This is a genomic window from Variovorax paradoxus, assembly GCA_016806145.1.
Taxonomy (GTDB): domain Bacteria; phylum Pseudomonadota; class Gammaproteobacteria; order Burkholderiales; family Burkholderiaceae_C; genus Variovorax.
Genome location: CP063166.1, coordinates 1,837,941 through 1,857,320, shown reverse-complemented (window position 1 = coordinate 1,857,320; position 19,380 = coordinate 1,837,941). Strand labels below are relative to the sequence as shown.

The following is a 19,380-nucleotide window of genomic DNA, read 5'->3' as shown; positions in this document are numbered from 1 at the left end:
TTGATCAGTCTTCGACTTGCAGGATCGCGAGGAAGGCCTCTTGCGGGACCTCGACCGAGCCGATCTGCTTCATTCTTTTCTTGCCCGCCTTCTGCTTCTCGAGCAGCTTCTTCTTGCGGGTGATGTCGCCGCCGTAGCACTTGGCCAGCACGTTCTTGCGCAGCGCCTTGATTGTCTCACGCGCAATGATGTTGACCCCGATGGCGGCCTGGATCGCCACGTCGAACATCTGGCGCGAGATGATCTCGCGCATCTTCGACACCACCGCGCGGCCGCGGTACTGCGACTGGGTGCGGTGCACGATGATCGAGAGCGCGTCGACCTTCTCGCCGTTGAGCAGGATGTCGACCTTGACCACGTCGGAGGCGCGGTACTCCTTGAACTCGTAGTCCATGGAGGCATAGCCGCGGCTGACCGACTTCAGCTTGTCGAAGAAGTCGAGCACGATCTCGCCGAGCGGCATCTCGTAGGTCAGCATGACCTGGCGGCCGTGATAGGCCATGTTCATCTGCACGCCGCGCTTCTGGTTGGCGAGCGTCATGACGGCGCCGACGTATTCCTGCGGCATGTACAGATGCACGGTCACGATCGGCTCGCGGATCTCGCTCATCTTGCCGACGTCGGGCATCTTGGACGGGTTCTCGACCATGATGACCTCGCCGTCGCTGCGCACCACCTGGTAGACCACGCTCGGCGCGGTCGTGATCAGGTCCTGGTCGAACTCGCGCTCGAGGCGCTCCTGCACGATCTCCATGTGGAGCAGGCCGAGGAAGCCGCAGCGGAAGCCGAAGCCCAGCGCCTGGCTCACCTCGGGCTCGTAGCGCAGCGAGGAGTCGTTGAGCTTGAGCTTCTCGAGCGCGTCGCGCAGCGAGTCGTACTCGCTGGCCTCGGTCGGATAGAGACCGGCGAACACCTGCGGCTGGATTTCCTTGAAGCCCGGCAGCGCTTCGGTCGCGGTGGCGGCCGCGCCGCCGGTGCCCGGCTTGATCAGCGTGACGGTGTCGCCGACCTTCGCGGCCTGCAACTCCTTGATGCCCGCGATGATGTAGCCCACCTCGCCCGCCTCGAGCGAAGCGCGCGGCTCGTTGGCCGGCGTGAAGACACCGACGTTGTCGGCGTTGTAGCTGGCGCCCGAGGCCATCATCTTGATGCGGTCGCCCTTCGCGAGCCGACCGTCGACCACGCGCACCAGCATCACGACGCCGACGTACGGATCGAACCAGCTGTCGACGATCATCGCGCGCAGCGCGGCGTCGGGATTGCCGCGCGGCGCCGGCATCTTGTGCACGATCGCCTCGAGGATGTCGTCGATGCCCAGGCCGGTCTTTGCCGAGCACGGAATCGCATCGGTCGCATCGATGCCGATCACGTCCTCGATCTCGGTGCGCGCGTTGTCGGGATCGGCGTTCGGCAGATCCATCTTGTTGAGCACGGGCACCACTTCGACACCGAGGTCGAGCGCGGTGTAGCAGTTGGCCACCGTCTGCGCTTCCACGCCTTGCGATGCATCGACGACGAGCAGCGCGCCTTCGCATGCCGACAGCGAGCGACTCACTTCATAAGAGAAGTCAACGTGGCCCGGCGTGTCGATCAGATTGAGGTTGTAGACCTGTCCATCGCGTGCCTTGTAGTGCAGTGCCGCGGTCTGTGCCTTGATGGTTATCCCACGCTCCTTCTCGATGTCCATCGAGTCGAGCACCTGCGCTTCCATCTCGCGTTCCGCGAGGCCGCCGCAGCGCTGGATCAAACGGTCTGCGAGCGTCGACTTGCCATGGTCGATGTGCGCAATGATCGAAAAATTTCTGATGTGATTCATCAACGGGAACGCTTAAGTACTTGAATTGGCTCGTGCACAGAGGGCAACAGGCAAGAAAAAAGGGCGCGTCTCCTGGAGACGCGCCCTGAACCAACAAGCAATGGCAACTGCAGTAGTTGGAACTTCATTGTAGGCAAAAAGGGAAGCGCGTACATCCGGGAACAGGGTTCAAACGGGTCGTTGCGGGTCAACAACAAGCAACTTATAAACAACTTATCAACAGGCTTGGTGGAGCACTCTCTGAACAACTTGTGGGCGATCTGTGGAGCGTCGGTGGACTGTCACCTGACATCTCGCATGGTGGAGGAGACTGTCCCGCTTATGCGCCGACTCGCCGCCGAGAGGCCGCTATTCTACCGAAAACGGTCCTTAGCCCTTCTTTAAGTTAGTGAACGCCAACAAATCGCCGGCTCCGAGCCGATGCAGATTTTTTTAGAGCCGCGCACCGAAGCGTCGCAAACAGCTCAAAAAAATGGCCCCAAACCCGACTGACGGGTGGGGCCACTTGACGGCACCGCCGGGATCAGCGTGCGGGCCGGATGAGCGCGTACTGCGCCCATTCGCCACGGCGGAACAGCACGCTGACCGGCTTGCTCTTGTCGGCCTTGGAAACGGCGGCCTCGAATTCCTTGACGCTGCCCACCTCGGTGTTGGCGATCGACAGGATCACGTCGCCCTCGCGCAGGCCAGCCTTGGCGGCCGCTTCGCTGGCCGCGTCGATGCGCACGCCGCGGACCTTGAGCTCCTTCTTCTGCGCCTCGGTCAGGTCGCTGACCGCGAGGCCGAGCGACTTGCCCGCCGCCGACGGCTTCGCCTGCGGCTCTTCACGATCGGCGGGCTTCTTCGCGGGCTTGGCCTCGGCATCGCCCTCGGCCACGGTGATGGAGAGCTCGCGCGAGGCGCCGTTGCGGAACACGGTCAACGTGCTCTTCACGCCCGGCTTGGTGCTGGCCACCGAGCGCGACAGGTCGCTCGGCGTCTCGATGACCTTGTCGCCGTACTTGGTGATGATGTCGCCCTCGCGCACGCCGGCCTTCTCGGCCGCCGAACCCGGCACCACGGCGCTCACGAGCGCGCCGCGTGCCTTGCCCAGGCCGATGGACTCGGCCACGTCCTTCGAGACCGAACCGATGGACACGCCGATCAGGCCGCGCGACACGCGCCCGGTGGTACGCAACTGGTCGCTGACGCGGATCGCCTCGTCGATCGGGATCGAGAACGAGATGCCCATGTAGCCGCCCGAGCGCGAGTAGATCTGGCTGTTGATGCCGATCACCTCGCCGCGCAGGTTGATCAGCGGGCCGCCCGAGTTGCCCGGGTTGATCGCGACGTCGGTCTGGATCAGCGGCACCAGCTCGCCGGTGTCGCGCTGCTTGGCACTCACGATGCCCGCGGTCACGGTGTTCTCGAGGCCGAACGGCGAACCGATGGCCATCACCCACTCGCCCACGCGCAGCTTCGAGATGTCGCCGATCTTCACCACCGGCAGGCTCGTGGCCTCGATCTTCACGACCGCGACGTCGCTGCGCTTGTCGGCGCCGACGAGCTTGGCCTTGAACTCGCGCTTGTCGGTCAGCGTGACGATGATCTCCGATGCGTCCTCGATGACGTGCGCATTGGTCATGACATAGCCGTCGGCCGTCAGGATGAAGCCCGAGCCCACGCCGCGCGGGCGCTCTTCTTCCTGGGGCTGCTGTTGCGGACGGTTCTGGCGCGGACCCGGACGCGGGTTGCCGGGCAGTGGCTGGCCGAAGAAGCGACGGAAGAAGTCCTGCATCTCCTCGTCCATCTCGCCGCTGCCGCGCGTCGACACCTTCTCGACGGTGCGGATCCCGACCACCGCGGGCCCGACCTGCTCCACCAGGTCGGCGAAGTCGGGCAGCCCGCGCGTCTGCGCGACGGCCGGCGCGGCCGGCAGGAACCCCACGGCGACCGAACACGCCAGGCCGAATGCGAAGAGGCAGGAACGGAGCTTGTGTCCCTCGACTTTGAACATCATGGGTTTTCTTTCAAAAGATCAAAGAGCAGATCCAACAACATTGACTATGAGTCGAACCACGGACTTGGTTCCATGCAATTCGCGTCCATCCACCCTCGAAGGCCGATCAGCGCGTGCGTGCAAGGCTCTGGGCGAAGGCGTCGAGCGTCGATTGCGGCACTTCGCCGACGGCGGTCAGCCACCAGTCGTTGGCCGGTTCGGGCAGGCGCCTGCGGATCGCATTGGTCGCGCCGATCGTCAGCACGCCATCGCGCGGGGCGCGCTTGGCGTCGTAGCGCTCGATGAAGAGGGACACCGAGGCGAGGCCATCGGAGAAGATCCACTGCACGGTGCGGTCCTGCATCGCGGCATTCTTGTCGCCACCCGCGGCTGGCCGACGGAAGAAGCTGCGCGGCTTGAAGCCCGCCACCGGCGCGCTCAGGGTCCAGCCCTCGTCCTGCGCGCTGGTGCGTTCGAGCTCCAGCTTCTCGATGCGGTAGCCCGCGGTGTTGGCCATCATCTGCGCCAGCGCCTGCGCTTTCACGGGCACGTCGAGCTGCAGCTCGGAGAACGCCGATTGCTCGACCACGCGCGACTGGTCGTCGAGCGTCTGCAGCTTGACGACCAGGCCGGTGCGGCGCTCGCTCCAGATGCGGTAGCCGAAGCGCAGGCCGTCGTGCGGGGTCAGCTGCACCACGTCGGCGTCGAAGCCGGCCACGCGGTCCTTGCCGATGGAGCGCACGTCGTAGAACTCGCCGATCGACGAATCCTGCTTGTCGGGCAGGTTGGGAAAGAGGTCCAGGTTCTCGCGCTTCTCGACCTTCACCACCTTGGCTTCGGGCAGGAAGGTCATCACGCTCTGGTTGCGGCGGAAGGTCGAGCGCTGCGGGCCGCTCAGCGCCTCGATGCGCTCGATCTGCTGCTCGCCGTCGCGCACATGCCAGATGCGCGCGCTCGACAGGTCGCCACCGGGCGCGGACACCACGAAGGTGCCGACATAGTTGCGCTGGCGCGCACCCGCGTGCATGCGCTGCAGCCACTCGGTCACGGTCATGACGGGCGCTTCGCCCGCCGTCTGGGCCGATGCCGGGCCCCGGGTGTTCGCCGCGCTGGAACGGGTCTGCGCGGACGCGATCTGCGCAAGGCAAAAGGCGGCAAGCACGAGCACGAACGCGCGTGCGGAGATCGGCATCTGAACGGTCATTGGCAGGGAAGGCGGCGGTGTCGCGCGCTCAGCGCGTGGGTCCTTCGAAGGTGGCGTTGCGCAGGAAACCGGAAGGCATCTGCGAGGCGCCGCCCGCCTGCTGGTGTGCCTCGAGCAACTGGTCCAGGCGCGGGTCGCGCAGCATCACCTGCGGCTTGCCGTTGCCCACGATCACGCGCGTGGGCGTGAGCGTCGAGGCCTGCTGCACGCCAGTGGGCGCCGCCGATGCGAGCACCGGGCCCGACACGGGTTGTTGCTGCGCGAGCTGGGCGCCAGCCTGGCCGTTGACGACACCGCTGCCGACCCAGCTCCAGCTGATGGCGGCCACGGCCACCAGCGAGGCGGCACCGGCCACCAGCTTCCAGCGGAAGACCGGCTCGTTGGCCGCGTCGGCACGACGCTGGAGCGGCACCACCTGCGCTTCGGGCACGGCCGCCACCGGCCGGATCGTCACCGGCTCGGCCGCCAGCCGCTGCTGGAAGCGGGCCAGGAAAGCGCTGCCGTCGCTGCACGCCACGTTGGAGTTCGAGCGCAGCACGTCGCCCACCACATGGTAGGCCTGCCACGCCGCGCGGTATTCCTCGTCGCCGCAGACCTTGTCGATGGCCTGCGCGAACTCGTCGCCCTGCAAATGACCATCCGCGAGCGCCGACACCTGTTCTCGAACCGTCATCGTCTGATTCATTTCGTTCACCTGATTGTGCTTACCAACGCTTGCCCGACTGGTTGTCGAGCAGCGGTTTGACCCTGGCCGAAATGGCCTCGCGCGCACGGAAGATCCGGGACCGCACGGTGCCGATAGGGCAATCCATGACTTCGGCAATCTCTTCGTAACTCATGCCCTCGATCTCGCGCAGCGTGACCGCCTGGCGCAACTCCGCGGGGAGCGCTTCCATGGCGGACTCGACCGCGGCCGCGATTTCGTTGGCCGCCATGACGGATTCGGGGGTTTCGTCGGTGGTTGGTTCGTTTCCCGGACGGTAAGTTTCATCGTCGTCCTCGGAAGACGGCCTCAGGGCGCTTTCGGAGATCGTCGGGTCGCGCTTCATGTCGACCAGCGCCTTCTTCGCGGTGTTCACCGCGATCCGGTAGAGCCAGGTGTAGAACTGCGCCTCGCCGCGGAATTGGTGCAGTGCACGATAGGCGCGGATGAAGGTTTCCTGCGCGATGTCCTCGACCAGGTCGACGTCGCGCACCATGCGGCCGATCAGGCGCTCGATGCGGCGCTGGTACTTCATGACCAGCAGTTCGAAGGCCTTCTGGTCGCCCGCCACCGTGCGCTGCACGAGCTGGAAGTCGATCTCGCCCGGACGCGGCGCCGCCGCGGCGTCGGTCAGGCCGGAATCCGGCGGCACGGGCGGCGGGGACGTGGTCATCGAGAGGGGGATTTCAGGGTGCGTCGGCGGGTGCGGTCGCGCGCCAGACATCGCCGCCGGTCTCGGCAGCGGGGGGGCGCGAATATACCGCACGGCGCAGATCGCGCCAGCGCTCAGGCATCGCCTGCCGCTCGACCCAGAGCCAGCGATTCGGCCGACCCGGTTCGCTCAGGCGCAGCAGCAGCAGCGATTGCAGGTCGAGCGCGACGAAAGCACGCGCGGCCAGCACCGATCGCGCCGGATCCGAAGCGTCGGAGGCCGCGGTCGCCAGCGACCAGAGGCGGCCGTCGAAATGAAGAAAGCCGGCACCGTCGCGGCGCAGGCCGATGCCGGCGGCCGCTCCGGCGAACAGCACGCTGAGCAGCAGCAGCGCATGGCGCCAGCCGACACTATCGAAAAAGTAGCAGGACGCCCCCGCGCAGAGCGCGCCGAGGGCCCAGACCACGGTCAGCAGGCGGGCCGCGCCACGCGAGCGCCCCACCGGGTAGGTCACCGACGGTGCGCCGTGCATGGGAGATGAAGACTCAAGCGCGCTTGAACACCAGCGTGCCGTTGGTGCCGCCGAAGCCGAAGTTGTTCTTGACCGCGACATCGATCTTCAGATCGCGCGCCTCGTTGGCGCAGTAGTCGAGATCGCACTCCGGATCCTGGTTGAAGATGTTGATCGTCGGCGGGCTCTTCTGGTGATGCAGCGCCAGCACCGTGAACACCGATTCGATCCCGCCCGCGCCGCCCAGCAGGTGGCCGGTCATGGACTTGGTCGAATTGACGACCAGCTTCTTCGCATGGTCGCCGAAGGCGTTCTTGATCGCGTTCGTCTCGTTGAGGTCGCCGAGCTGCGTCGAGGTGCCGTGCGCGTTGAGGTACTGCACCTGGTCGGGGTTGACGCCCGCATTGGCGAGCGCCATGACCATCGAGCGGCGCGGGCCATCGACGTCGGGCGCCGTCATGTGGTACGCATCGCCCGTCAGGCCGAAGCCCGCGACTTCCGCGTAGATCTTGGCACCGCGTGCCTTGGCATGCTCGTATTCCTCGAGCACGACCACGCCCGCACCCTCGCCGAGCACGAAGCCGTCGCGATCCTTGTCCCACGGGCGCGAGGCCGTGGCGGGATCGTCGTTGCGCGTGCTGAGCGCGCGCGGCGCGGTGAAGCCACCGATGCCGAGCGGCGAGATCGTCGACTCGGCGCCGCCCGCGATCATCACGTCGGCGTCGCCGTACTCGATCATGCGCGCCGAGGTGCCGATGGCATGCAGGCCGGTGGTGCAGGCGGTGACCACGGCGATGTTCGGGCCCTTGAAGCCGTACTTGATCGACACGTGGCCCGAGATCATGTTGATGATCGACGCCGGCACGAAGAACGGCGACACGCGGCGCGGGCCGCGGTTCACCAGCTCGCCGTGCGTGGCCTCGATCATCGGCAGGCCGCCGATGCCCGAGCCGATGTTGCAGCCGATGCGGACCGCTTCCTCGTACGGGAGTTCTTCGCCGGTCTTGAGCCCGCTGTCCTGCACCGCCTGGATCGCGGCGGCCATCCCGAGATGGATGAAGCGGTCCATGTGGCGCGCTTCCTTCTCGGAGATGTATTGGGCGATGTCGAAACCCTTCACCTCGCCCGCGAACTTGCAGGCGAAGGCGCTCGCATCGAACGCGGTGATGTTCGCGATGCCCGAATTTCCCGCCAACAGGTTGGCCCAGGAATCGGCCACCGTGTTTCCGACGGGAGCGATGCAACCGAGTCCGGTCACGACGACGCGGCGTTTGGTCATGCCGGCAAACCTTTCTGGAAGCGCTGGACGACGTGCGCTCGGCGCATGCGGTTCTGGAAGAAGACCGCCGGCCGCCGCAGTGTCGTCAGTTGGGGCCGATCAGGCCTTTTGATTCTTGGTGGCGTAGTCGACGGCGTTTTGCACCGTGGTGATCTTCTCGGCGTCTTCGTCGGGGATCTCGATGCCGAATTCGTCTTCGAGTGCCATCACGAGTTCGACCGTGTCGAGCGAGTCAGCGCCGAGGTCGGCCACGAAAGCCTTTTCGTTCGTCACTTGGGACTCTTCCACGCCGAGCTGCTCGGCGATGATTTTCTTGACACGTGCTTCGATATCGCTCATTTGATTCCCTCTGAGGGTTGTAGGTAACCGGTGGATTTTAGCCGGGCGGATTGCGAGCTTCCCCGCAGGCCCGGCACGACGAAAAGCTTGCGCCTTGCGGCTACATGTGCATGCCGCCGTTGACGTGCAGTTCCTGCCCCGTCACGTAGGCGGCCTGGGGAGATGCGAGGTACGCCACCGCATGCGCGATGTCGGCGGGCTTGCCCAGATGGCCCAGCGGGATTTGCTGCAGCAGCGCCTGCTGCTGCGCTTCGGGCAGGCTGGCCGTCATATCGGTCTCGATGAAACCGGGGGCGACGCAGTTGACCGTGATGTTGCGGCTGCCGAGCTCGCGCGCCAGTGCGCGCGTCATGCCGGCCACGCCGGCCTTGGCGGCCGCGTAGTTGGCCTGACCGGCATTGCCGGAGGCGCCGACCACGCTGGTGATGCTGATGATGCGGCCATAGCGCTGCTTCATCATCGGACGGATCACGGCGCGCGACAGGCCGAAGACGGCCTTCAGGTTGGTGTCGAGCACCGCGTCCCAGTCGTCGTCCTTCATGCGCATCGCGAGCGTGTCGCGCGTGATGCCGGCGTTGTTGACCAGCACGTGGATCGCGCCGTAGGCCTTCACGATCTCGTCGATCAGCGCCTCGACGGCCGCGCCGTCGTTCACGTTCAGCGCGCGGCCGCGGCCGTCGTAGGCGCTGAGCATGGCGGTGATCTTGGACGCGCCCTCTTCCGTGGTGCCGGTGCCGACCACCTTGAGGCCGCGCTGCGCGAGCTCCAGGGCGATGGCCGCGCCGATGCCGCGCGATGCGCCGGTGACCAGGGCGACTTGCCCTTCGAATTTGGGAATGCTCATAGGAAGAAGGAGGTCTTGGGGCCTGGCACCGGTCAGCCGGCGAGCGATTGTCGAACGTCGGCGAGCGTGGCCGGGTCGTACACCGACGCGGCTTCGAGCTCGGGAGCGATGCGCTTGGCCATGCCGGCCAGAACCTTGCCCGGGCCGCACTCGATGATGGCGGCTACACCGCGCAGTTTCAAGGCCTGGACGCTTTCGACCCAGCGAACCGGGCCGGCGGCCTGGCGCACGAGCGCGTCGCGGATGCGGTCGGCATCGGTCTCGACCGCCACGTCGATGTTGTTGAGCACCGGAATCTGCGGCGCGGCCAGCGGCACCGAGGCCAGCTTCTCGCGCAGCGCCTCGGCCGCGGGCTTCATCAGGCTCGAGTGGAACGGCGCCGACACCGGCAGCGGCAGCGCGCGCTTGGCGCCGTTGGCCTTCAGCGTCTCGCAGGCCTTCTCGACCGCCGCCTTGCTGCCCGCGATCACGGTCTGCATCGGATCGTTGAAATTCACGGCCTCCACCACCTCGACACTGCCGGCACCGAACGAGGCGGTGACTTCCTGGCAGTTGGCGATGACCTTGGCAGCCTCCATCCCGAGGATGGCGGCCATGGCGCCGGTGCCGACCGGCACGGCCTGCTGCATCGCCTGGGCGCGGAAACGCACCAGCGGCGCCGCCTGCGCGAGCGTCAGCACGCCCGACGCCACCAGCGCCGAATATTCGCCGAGCGAATGGCCGGCCACCACCGACGGCGTGGCGCCGCCTTCGGCCAGCCAGGCGCGCCAGGCGGCGACGCCGGCCACCAGCATCACGGGCTGGGTGTTGGTGGTCAGCGCCAGCGCTTCCTTGGGGCCGGTCTTAATCAGCGCGGCGATGTCTTCGCCGAGCGCCTCGGAGGCTTCGCGCAGCGTTTCGGCCACGGCCGGGTGATCGCCCCAGGCGTCGAGCATGCCGACCGCCTGCGAACCCTGACCCGGAAAGACAAAAGCAAAGGATTTCATTGTTGTATGCGTTGCATCGCGCGGCCCGCCTAGGCAGGACCGGCTGTCTCGCCCACTAATTACTACAGATTCAGCAGCACCGCGCCCCAGGTGAAACCGCCACCCACGCCTTCGAGCATGAGGGTTTCGCCCTTCTTCACCTTGCCGGAACGCACCGCTTCGTCGAGCGCCAGCGGAATCGAGGCCGCGGACGTGTTGCCGTGCTCGTTGACCGTGACGACCAGCCGCTCGCGCGGCAGCTTCAGCTTCTTGGCCGTGCCTTCCATGATGCGGATGTTGGCCTGGTGCGGGATCAGCCAGTCGATGTCCGCCTCGGTCTTGCCGGCCTTGGTCAGGGTGGCACGCGCGGCTTCCTCGAGCACGCGCACCGCGAGCTTGAAGACCGCCTGGCCGTCCATGTGCAGCAGCGGCGTGCCCAGCACGTTGCCGCCCGACACGTGGCCGGGCACGCAAAGAATGCCGACGTGCTTGCCATCGGCATGCAGATCGGTCGCCAGGATGCCGGGCTCGTCGCTGGCCTCCAGCACCACCGCGCCGGCGCCGTCGCCGAACAGCACGCAGGTGGTGCGGTCGTTGAAATCGAGGATGCGCGAGAACACCTCGGCGCCGATCACCAGCGCGCAGCGCGCGCTGCCGGTGCGGATCATGGCGTCGGCCACGGTCAGCGCATAGACGAAGCCGCTGCACACGGCCTGCACGTCGAAAGCAGGGCAGCCGGCGATGCCGAGCTTGTTCTGGAGGATGGCCGCCGACGAGGGGAACACCATGTCGGGGGTCGAGGTGGCGACGATGATCAGGTCGACATCGGTCGCCTTGCGTCCGGCCGCCTCGAGGGCGTGGCGGGCGGCATGCAGGCCGAGGTCGCTGCTGCCCACGTCGGGCGCCGCGAAATGGCGCGCATGGATGCCGGTGCGCTCGACGATCCATTGATCGGAGGTCTCGATGCCGCGCGCCGCCAGTTCCTTGGCGAGATCGTCGTTGGTCACCCGGCGCGGCGGCAGATAGCTGCCGGTGCCGGTGATGCGTGAATATGGGCTCATCAAAACGTGAAGCTAGACCGCGTCGGCCGTCGCCGCCGATTCCTGCCGTGCGAGCAAAGGCGCGGCATGGGCGATGCGGGCCCGAACGCGGTCGAGCAGGTTGTTGCGAGCGGCATCATAAGCGCGATCCAGCGCATGGCCGAAAGCCGTCTCGTCGGCCGAGCCATGGCTCTTGAACACCAGCCCGCGCAGGCCCAACAGGGCCGCGCCGTTGTAGCGACGGTGATCCAACCTGCTTTTGAAGGCTTTTAGAACCGGATAAGCAACGATGGCAGCAATCTTCGTGAAGATGCTCCGCGAGAATTCGACGCGAATGAATTCGCCGATCATCGAAGCCACGCCTTCGCTGGCCTTCAAGGCCACGTTGCCGACGAAGCCGTCACAGACCACGATGTCGGTCGTGCCCTTGAAGATATCGTTGCCTTCCACGTTGCCGTAGAAGTTCAGATCCTTGGAGTTGGCAGCCGTACGCAGCAGTTGACTGGCTTTCTTGATCGTTTCGCTGCCCTTGATTGCTTCCTCGCCGACGTTGAGCAAGCCCACCGAGGGCGACTCGTTGCCCGTCAGCGCCGACACCAGCGCCGAGCCGAGCACGGCGAACTGAAGCAGGTCCTCGGCATCGCAATCCACGTTGGCGCCAAGGTCAAGCACCGTGGTGGCACCGCCCTTCACGTTGGGCAACTGGGGCGCGATGGCGGGCCGATCGATGCCGTCGAGCGTCTTGAGCAGGTAGCGCGCGATCGCCATCAGCGCGCCGGTGTTGCCGGCGGAAATCGCAGCCTGGGCCGCGCCGTCCTTCACCTGCTGGATCGCGACCCGCATCGACGAGTCTTTCTTCTTGCGCAGCGCGATCTCGATCGGATCGTCCATGCCGACCACTTCGCTGGCCGGAACGATCCGGGCGCGAGGATGCGCGGCAAAGCCAGCCAGCGCATCGGGCGCGCCGACCAGCAACAGCGAGGCCTCGGAATGGCGCTCGAGAAAGGCACGGCAGGCCGCGAGCGTGACGCGCGGGCCATGGTCGCCCCCCATGCAATCGACGGCGAGCGTGATTGCCGAAGGCGCAGCAGTGGAAGCCGGGGAAGAAGAAGGCGTAGCCATCAAAACAAAGGCCCGATGCTACAAAAAAAGTAGCTTCGGGCCTTGGCCTTGGAGTGCGAAATCAGGCTTCGGACTTGTTCTTGAGCACCTGACGGCCACGGTAGAAACCGTTGGGGCTGATGTGGTGACGCAGGTGCGTTTCGCCGGTGGTCGGCTCGACGGCGATGCCGGGCACGCCCAGGGCATTGTGGGAACGGTGCATGCCGCGCTTGGAAGGCGACTTCTTGTTTTGCTGGACGGCCATGATGGCTCCTGGACGGTAAGGTGGGTGAGAGGATGCGGGCTCAGGCTGAAGCAGTGAGGCGGCATGAAGGACATGCCCAGATTCCGAAAGCTCCGAAAGTCTTTTCCGAAATCTGCACTGCTGCGTACGGCGGCGCGCGCGAAGCCCATGATTATAGCCCAGACTGCCCGGATGGGGCTAGTCGCCCTGCCCGGGCTTGCGCGAACGCAACGCACCCAGCACGGCGAAGGGGTTTTCGCGCGCCTTGTCGGGCGACTCGAAATCCGGGTCGACGGCCGAGAGCTGGACCGGCGCCGGGCACACGTCGTGCACCGGCATGACCGGAATTTCCATCAGCAGCTCGTCCTCGATCAGCGCGTGCAGGTCGAAATCGCGGCTGGCGACCAGCAGGTCCTCCTCGGACTCCTCGTCCTGAACCGCGGCAGTCTCTTCATCGGCCACGAAGCGGAACCAGCGGTCGACCTGCACCGGCGTGTCGACCGGCGACAGGCAGCGCTGGCAGACCAGCGGCACCGTGGCCTCGGCCGTCAGGTGCAGCCAGGGCTCTTCGCGGCCGTCGGCGCCGACGCGCTGCTCGCCATCGGCTTCCCAGTGCACCACGGCATCGGAAGCAGCCTCGGCCGCCATCTCGTCGACCAGCCGGGTGTAGTTGCGCACCGGATCGTCGGCGGACAGGGTGGCCGCCGCGGCGGCAAAGCCGGCGACATCGAGCCGGCCGGGGGCAAATTCTCTCTTCATCCGCCCCAGTCTAGCGCGCCGACGCCGGCTTGCCCGCCGGGCCGACCCCGAAAGGGTTGCGACGCCTCCCTCACAATCGACGCATGCAACGCACCGTGATCCTCGCCTCCACCTCGCGCTACCGCCGCGAGTTGCTCACCCGCCTGCGCCTGCCCTTCGAGGTGCATGCGCCCGAAGTCGACGAAACGCCGCGGGCCGGCGAAACCCCGCAGGCCCTGGCCCAGCGGCTCGCGCTCGAGAAAGCCAACGCCGTGGCCACCCGCTTCCCCGACGCCGTGGTGATCGGCTCCGACCAGGTGGCCGACCTGGCCGGCGAATCGCTCGGCAAGCCCGGCGACCACGCGCGCGCCACCGCCCAACTGCGGCGCATGCGCGGCCAGACGCTGGTCTTCCAGACCGCGGTGGCGGTCGTCTGCCAGGCGACCGGCTTCGTCGAGCGCGACCTGGCGCCCGTGCGCGTGGTGTTCCGCGAGCTCAGCGACGCCGCGATCGAGCAGTACCTGCTGGCCGAGCAGCCCTATGACTGCGCGGGCAGCGCCAAGAGCGAGGGCCTGGGCATCGCGTTGCTCGAGGCCATCGACAGCGACGACCCCAGCGCGCTGGTGGGCCTGCCGCTGATCCGCACCGCCCGCATGCTGCGCGCCGCCGGGATCGACCTGCTGTGAGCCGCGGAAAGCTCTACCTCGTGCCGGCGCCGCTCGATTTCGGCTGCGACAGCCAGGCCCCGCTGCAGGACGCGCTGCCGCTCGGCACGCTGCAGACCGCCGCCGGCATCACGCACTGGATCTGCGAGAACGCTAAGTCCGCGCGCGCCTATCTCAAGCGCATCGACGCGGTGGCCCCGCTGGCGGCACCGCTGCAGGCGCAGGCGATCCAGGAACTGCCGCGCGAAGTACACAAGAAAGGCGACCACGCCGGCCAGTTCGACGCCCGCCCGCTGCTGGCGGCGGCGCTCGAGGGCCACGACATCGGCCTGCTCAGCGAAGCCGGCATGCCGGCCGTGGCCGACCCGGGCTCGTCGGTGGCACGCGCGGCGCACGACCTGGGCATCACGGTGGTGCCGCTGATCGGCCCGGTCTCGCTGCTGCTGGCGCTGGCCGCCAGCGGCCTCAACGGCCAGAACTTCGCCTTCGTCGGCTACCTGCCGCAGGACGCCGACGAGCGCCAGCGCCGCATCCGCGAACTCGAGGCACTGGCCCTCAAGACCGGACAGACCCAGTTGTTCATCGAGACGCCCTACCGCAACGCCGCCCTGCTGCAGGCCCTGGTGCAGACGCTGCAGCACAACACGCGGCTGGCGGTCGCGCGCGGCCTCACGCTGGCCGAGGCGAACCTGCGCAGCGAGACCATCAAGGGCTGGCGCGCCAACAAGCCGCCGGCCGGCGTCGACGAACGCCTGCCCGCGGTGTTCGCGATCGGGCGCTGACGATGGCCGTGACCGCGGCCACGCGCTGGGCCTCGCGCGCGCAATTCTTCGCCTCGGGCTTCATCTTCGCGACCTGGGGCGTGCACGTGCCCACGGTCAAGGGGCACTACGGCATCGACGAGGCCCAGCTCGGCCTCGCGATGCTCGCGGCCGGCGCCGGCGCGATGTACGGCCTGACCAGCGCCGGCCGCTGGATCGGCCGCCACGGGCCGCGCCGCATGGCCGCGCTGTGCGGCTGCGTCTACGCGCTGCTGCTCTGCGGCCTGGTCGCGATGCCGGGCTATGCCGCGCTGCTGGGCCTGCTGGCGGTGTTCGGCCTGGTCACGAGCGTGTTCGACGTGGCGATCAACACCGAGGCCGCGCAGCTCGAGCTGCGCGACGGCAAGCCGCTGATGAGCGGCATGCACGGCATGTTCAGCCTCGGCGGCATGGCCGGCGCGGCCAGCGGCAGCGCGGCGCTCGCGGCCGGGCTCGCCCCGCAGAACCATCTGCTGCTGGTGTCGGCGGCGATGGTGGCGCTGGTCGCGCTGTCGGCCACGCGCATGCTGCCGAAGCCGCCCGCGACGCCCGGCGCGGCCGAGGCCGATCACGGCTTCCGCCTGCCGCGCGGCGCGCTCGCGGTGCTGGGCGTGCTGGCGGCGCTGGGGCTGATCGCCGAAGGCGCCATCTACGACTGGAGCGTGCTCTACCTGCAGCAGGAGCTGGGCAGCCCGCAGAAGCAGGCCGCCCTCGCCTATGCCAGCTTCTCGGCCGCCATGGCGGCGGCGCGCTTCGGCGGCGATGCCCTGCGCGCGCGTTTCGCGCCCGCCGTGCTGCTGCGCGGCAGCGGCCTGCTGGCCGCGGCGGCGATGACGCTGGCGCTGCTCACCGACTGGCCCTGGCTCGCGCTGGTGGGTTTCGCGGGCGTGGGCGTGGGCTTCGCGAACGTGGTGCCGATCCTGTTCGCGGCCTCGGCCAAGGTGCCGGGCGTGGAGCCGGCACGCGGCATCGCGGCCGTCTCGGCGATCGCGTACCTGGGGTTCATGGCCGGCCCGGCGGTCATCGGGCTGATCGCGCGCGCCACCTCGCTGACTGCGGCGCTCTACGTGGTGGTGGTGTTCGCGGTCGCGCTGGCGGCCTCGGCGCGCTACGCGGCGGCCGACCGGCCGGCCGGCTGAGGTCCGGGCCTCAGCGCAGCGCCGGCACCGACTTTAGCGAACGGATCGAGGCGTCGCCCATGGCGGCGCCGAACTTCTTGGCCAGCTTCTCGGCCACGTTGTCGCGGCGGGTGTAGTCGATGACTTCCTCGGCCTTGATCACCTCGCGCGCCACGTAGTCGACGTTGCCGAGCTGGTCGGCCAGGCCGTAGCTCACGGCCTGCTCGCCGCTCCAGAACAGGCCGCTGAACAGGCCCGGGGTGTCGAGCTTGAGGCGGTCGCCGCGGCCGGCCTTCACCACGTTGATGAACTGCTCGTGGATCTGGTCGAGCATCTTCTGCGCATGTTCGCGCTGGGCGTCGTTCATCGGGCTGAAGGGGTCGAGGAAGCCCTTGTTCTCGCCCGAGGTCAGCAGGCGGCGCTCGACGCCGACCTTTTCCATCACGCCGGTGAAGCCGAAGCCGTCCATCAGCACGCCGATGCTGCCCACGATGCTGGCCTTGTCGACGTAGATCTTGTCGGCGCCGGCGGCGATGTAGTAAGCCGCCGAGGCACAGGTTTCCTCGACCACGGCGTAGACCGGCTTCTTGTACTTGGCCTTCAGGCGCTTGATCTCGTCGTTGATGATGCCGGCCTGCACCGGGCTGCCGCCCGGCGAGTTGATCAGCAGCACCACGCCCTTGGCACCCTCGTCCTCGAAGGCGGATTTCATGGCCGCCACGACGAACTCGGCGCTGGCGTCGCCACCGTTGGCGATCTCGCCCTTGATCTCGACCACCGCGGTGTGGGCCGTGGTCTTGGCGGTGCTCGGCGCGCCGCGCGACAGCGCGAACCAGGCCAGGAAGATGAAGAAGGCCAGCCAGGCCAGCCGGGTGAAGGTCTTCCAGCGCCGCGTGGCCTTCTGCTCGTTGAGGGCCGCGAAGGCCAGCTTCTCGAGCGTGGCGCGTTCCCAGCCGGGACGCTGAGTGGGATCGTTGGACATGGTGCGTTGGGGATCGGTCGAAGACGAAAGCGAGGGCGGGGTCGGCTCGAAAGGCTCGAAACCCCGGGGGTCGGTGCGGTTCTGGTCGTTCATGGGAGCGGCGGGCGAACAGGCAGTCGCGAAGCGCGGCGCTGCTAGAAATTGAAGGGTTGGAGGTTCCAGGCAGTATGCCAGTGCACCACGCCGTCGCGCTCGCTCAGCGCGATCTTCACGAGGCCGCCACGGCACGGCCCGCCCGCGCATTCGCCGGTGTCGGGCCGGTACACGGCGCCGTGGGTGGCGCACAGCAGCCATTGGCCGGTGTCGTCGAAGAAGCGGTCGGGCTGGAAGTCCATTTCCATCGCCACGTGGCTGCAGCGGTTGAGGTAGGCATGCGGCTGGCCCTCGAAGCGCACCGCGAAGGCGCGGCAGGTCTCGCCGCCGTAGACCACGTCGAAGGACACGGCCCGGCCGCCCTCGGCGAGGTCGGCCGCATTGCACAGGGGAATGCTGTCGTCGCTCATGGCAGGCGATTGTCGTTTCAGGCGTTGCCGAGGAGCCAGGCCTCGAGGTCGGCGATCGAATGCGCGATGTGCAGCGGCTTGAACTCGGCGAAGCTGTCGGGCTCGTGCGCGCCGTAGCTCACGCCGACGCTGGCGCAGCCCGCGTTCGTCGCCAGCTGCAGGTCGTGCGTGGTGTCGCCGATCATCAGCGTGCGCTCGGGGGCCACCTCGAGCTCCTCCATCAGCTCGAGCAGCATGCGCGGATGCGGCTTGCCGAAGGTCTCGTCGGCGGTGCGCGAGGCGTCGAAGCGGTCGCGCAGCGCCACCGTCTTGAGCGCCTCGTTGAGGCCGCGTCGCGACTTGCCGGTGGCCACCGCCAGCTTGTGGCCGCGCGCGCGCAGCGCATCGAGCATCGGCAGCACGCCGTCGAACAGCACGATGTCGTCCTGGTGCTGCAGGTAGTGGTAGCGGTAGCGGGCGCCGAGCTCGGGGTACTTCTCCTTCGGCACGTCGGGCGCGGCGCGCGCCAGCGCCTCGGCCAGCCCCAGGCCGATGACCCAGGCGGCATCGTCCTCGCTGGGCTTGGCACCACCGACGTCGACCACCGCCGCCTGGATGCAGCGCACGATCAGCCGCGTGGAGTCGTAGAGGGTGCCGTCCCAGTCGAAGGCGATCAGGTCGAAGCGCGGGGGGCGGGCGGTGTCTGCAGAGTCAGTCATGGGTGGTGGGCGTGGGGTGTAGCGCCATCGCGTTGAGCGCGGCGGGCGGCATCAGCGAGCGCAATTCTGGCGGCAGCTCGGCCTGCAGCGCGACGCGTTCGCCGGTGGCGGGATGGTTGAACTGCAGTCGCCAGGCGTGGAGGAACATGCGCTTGAGGCCCAGCTTCTGCAGCGCGCGCCGGCGCTCGGATTCGCCGTACTTGTCGTCGCCGGCGATCGGATGGCCGGCCGACGCCAGGTGGACGCGGATCTGGTGCGTGCGGCCGGTCTTGATGGTGACGGCCAGCAATGACATCGGCGTGCCATCGCCGGGCAGCGACAGCGTGGCGAGCGGACGCACCAGCGTCACGGCGCGCATCGCGTCGGGATGGTCCTTGGCGACCACGCGCACGCGGCGTTCGCCGGCACCGGCGCCGCCGTCGGGCAGCAGGTACTTGGCGAGCGGCGCGTCGAGCACCTTCTTGTTGGCGGGCCAGGCGCCCTCGACCAGCGCCAGATAGGTCTTGCCGGTCTCGCGTTCCCTGAACTGCTCCTGCAGCGCCACCAGCGCGCTGCGCTTCTTGGCGACCAGCAGGATGCCCGAGGTCTCGCGGTCGAGCCGGTGCACCAGCTCGAGAAACTTCGCGCCCGGGCGCGCCGTGCGCAACTGCTCGATCACGCCGAAGCTCACGCCGCTGCCGCCATGCACCGCCACGCCGGCGGGCTTGTCGACGGCCAGCACGGCCTCGTCCTCGAGCAGCAGCGGGAATTCGCGCGCCGGCGCGGCGCTCGCGGCCTCCTCGGCGCGTTCGGCCACGCGGATCGGCGGCAGGCGCACCACGTCGCCGGTCTCGACGCGGGTCTCGGCCTGCGCCCGCCCCTTGTTGATGCGCACCTCGCCCGACCGGATGATCCGGTAGACGTGGGTCTTCGGCACGCCTTTCAGATGGCGGAAGAGGAAGTTGTCGAGGCGCTGCCCGGCCGACTCGGCGTCGATCGTGAGGAAGCGGATGGCCGCCGGCCCTCCGGCAAACTCCTTAGCCGCGGGGGCTTGCTTCGCACCTATAATGTTTTTCACCAGCGCGGTCGTGTAAGTGCTTGATTAGACAGAAGTTTAGAGCACTGCTGTCAAACACCCCGGCGGCGCTGCGAGGTCGATGCCGCTTTGGCGACGAGCCTGCAAACCCCGCGCAACTGCGCAAAGTGGCAGGCCAGACGTCC

21 protein-coding genes are annotated in these 19,380 nt (G+C 67.8%); 3 read left to right on the top strand and 18 right to left on the bottom strand.

Annotated elements, in window-relative coordinates; genetic code table 11:
* Positions 1-4 precede the first annotated feature (4 nt).
* The 14 genes from lepA to INQ48_08400 form a co-directional block, all read right to left on the bottom strand.
* On the bottom strand, positions 5-1,816 hold the full coding sequence (gene lepA / locus INQ48_08465) for an elongation factor 4 (protein QRF59244.1): 1,812 nt from the start codon (positions 1,814-1,816) through the stop codon (positions 5-7).
* A 523-nt stretch (positions 1,817-2,339) separates the two neighbouring features.
* Positions 2,340-3,815, bottom strand: a complete 1,476-nt coding sequence (locus tag INQ48_08460; protein QRF59243.1) for a DegQ family serine endoprotease — start codon at positions 3,813-3,815, stop codon at positions 2,340-2,342.
* A gap of 106 nt (positions 3,816-3,921) precedes the next feature.
* Positions 3,922-4,998: a MucB/RseB C-terminal domain-containing protein gene (locus INQ48_08455; GenBank protein ID QRF59242.1), complete on the bottom strand. Its 1,077-nt coding sequence runs from the start codon at positions 4,996-4,998 to the stop codon at positions 3,922-3,924.
* A 28-nt stretch (positions 4,999-5,026) separates the two neighbouring features.
* Complete coding sequence (locus tag INQ48_08450; GenBank protein ID QRF59241.1) at positions 5,027-5,683, bottom strand: sigma-E factor negative regulatory protein; 657 nt, start codon at positions 5,681-5,683, stop codon at positions 5,027-5,029.
* Between the two features lie 19 nt (positions 5,684-5,702).
* The gene (rpoE, locus tag INQ48_08445; GenBank protein QRF60662.1) at positions 5,703-6,299 is read right to left on the bottom strand and encodes an RNA polymerase sigma factor RpoE; all 597 of its coding nucleotides are present in this window, start codon (positions 6,297-6,299) and stop codon (positions 5,703-5,705) included.
* Between the two features lie 88 nt (positions 6,300-6,387).
* A complete protein-coding gene (locus INQ48_08440; GenBank protein ID QRF59240.1) occupies positions 6,388-6,885 on the bottom strand; it encodes a hypothetical protein in 498 nt (165 codons plus the stop codon).
* A gap of 13 nt (positions 6,886-6,898) precedes the next feature.
* Positions 6,899-8,143 carry a beta-ketoacyl-ACP synthase II gene (gene fabF / locus INQ48_08435; GenBank protein QRF59239.1) on the bottom strand — a complete coding sequence of 415 codons (1,245 nt, stop codon included), beginning with the start codon at positions 8,141-8,143 and terminating at the stop codon, positions 6,899-6,901.
* A 99-nt stretch (positions 8,144-8,242) separates the two neighbouring features.
* Entirely contained in the window at positions 8,243-8,482 is a 240-nt protein-coding gene (gene acpP / locus INQ48_08430; protein ID QRF59238.1) for an acyl carrier protein, read from the bottom strand.
* 100 nt (positions 8,483-8,582) lie between these two features.
* The gene (gene fabG / locus INQ48_08425) at positions 8,583-9,326 is read right to left on the bottom strand and encodes a 3-oxoacyl-ACP reductase FabG (protein QRF59237.1); all 744 of its coding nucleotides are present in this window, start codon (positions 9,324-9,326) and stop codon (positions 8,583-8,585) included.
* Positions 9,327-9,358: 32 nt separating this feature from the next.
* The gene (fabD, locus tag INQ48_08420) at positions 9,359-10,312 is read right to left on the bottom strand and encodes an ACP S-malonyltransferase (protein ID QRF59236.1); all 954 of its coding nucleotides are present in this window, start codon (positions 10,310-10,312) and stop codon (positions 9,359-9,361) included.
* Between the two features lie 62 nt (positions 10,313-10,374).
* Entirely contained in the window at positions 10,375-11,352 is a 978-nt protein-coding gene (locus tag INQ48_08415) for a ketoacyl-ACP synthase III (GenBank protein QRF59235.1), read from the bottom strand.
* A gap of 12 nt (positions 11,353-11,364) precedes the next feature.
* Positions 11,365-12,453, bottom strand: a complete 1,089-nt coding sequence (gene plsX / locus INQ48_08410; protein ID QRF59234.1) for a phosphate acyltransferase PlsX — start codon at positions 12,451-12,453, stop codon at positions 11,365-11,367.
* Positions 12,454-12,514: 61 nt separating this feature from the next.
* Positions 12,515-12,697, bottom strand: a complete 183-nt coding sequence (gene rpmF / locus INQ48_08405; protein QRF59233.1) for a 50S ribosomal protein L32 — start codon at positions 12,695-12,697, stop codon at positions 12,515-12,517.
* Positions 12,698-12,874: 177 nt separating this feature from the next.
* Positions 12,875-13,435, bottom strand: coding sequence for a DUF177 domain-containing protein (locus tag INQ48_08400; protein ID QRF59232.1), 561 nt, complete (start codon positions 13,433-13,435; stop codon positions 12,875-12,877).
* Between the two features lie 83 nt (positions 13,436-13,518).
* Here INQ48_08400 and maf point away from each other — a divergent pair, with 83 nt between their 5' ends.
* The 3 genes from maf to INQ48_08385 are packed head-to-tail and all read left to right on the top strand — an operon-like array spanning position 13,519 to position 16,018.
* A complete protein-coding gene (gene maf / locus INQ48_08395) occupies positions 13,519-14,100 on the top strand; it encodes a septum formation inhibitor Maf (GenBank protein QRF59231.1) in 582 nt (193 codons plus the stop codon).
* On the top strand, positions 14,097-14,861 hold the full coding sequence (locus INQ48_08390) for an SAM-dependent methyltransferase (protein QRF59230.1): 765 nt from the start codon (positions 14,097-14,099) through the stop codon (positions 14,859-14,861). The genes maf and INQ48_08390 overlap by 4 nt, the downstream gene beginning before the upstream one ends.
* Positions 14,862-14,863: 2 nt before the next feature.
* Positions 14,864-16,018, top strand: a complete 1,155-nt coding sequence (locus tag INQ48_08385; protein ID QRF59229.1) for an MFS transporter — start codon at positions 14,864-14,866, stop codon at positions 16,016-16,018.
* Between the two features lie 10 nt (positions 16,019-16,028).
* Here the strand turns inward: INQ48_08385 and INQ48_08380 are convergent, their stop codons facing one another.
* Genes INQ48_08380 through INQ48_08365 form a run of 4 tightly spaced genes read right to left on the bottom strand, consistent with a single transcriptional unit; the run spans position 16,029 to position 19,237 of the window.
* Entirely contained in the window at positions 16,029-17,072 is a 1,044-nt protein-coding gene (locus tag INQ48_08380; GenBank protein QRF59228.1) for a S49 family peptidase, read from the bottom strand.
* Positions 17,073-17,113: 41 nt separating this feature from the next.
* A complete protein-coding gene (locus tag INQ48_08375) occupies positions 17,114-17,482 on the bottom strand; it encodes a Rieske 2Fe-2S domain-containing protein (GenBank protein QRF59227.1) in 369 nt (122 codons plus the stop codon).
* Positions 17,483-17,499: 17 nt separating this feature from the next.
* On the bottom strand, positions 17,500-18,180 hold the full coding sequence (locus INQ48_08370) for an HAD-IIIA family hydrolase (protein QRF59226.1): 681 nt from the start codon (positions 18,178-18,180) through the stop codon (positions 17,500-17,502).
* Entirely contained in the window at positions 18,173-19,237 is a 1,065-nt protein-coding gene (locus INQ48_08365) for an RluA family pseudouridine synthase (GenBank protein ID QRF59225.1), read from the bottom strand. Before INQ48_08365 ends, INQ48_08370 begins: the two co-directional genes overlap by 8 nt.
* Positions 19,238-19,380: the final 143 nt, after the last annotated feature.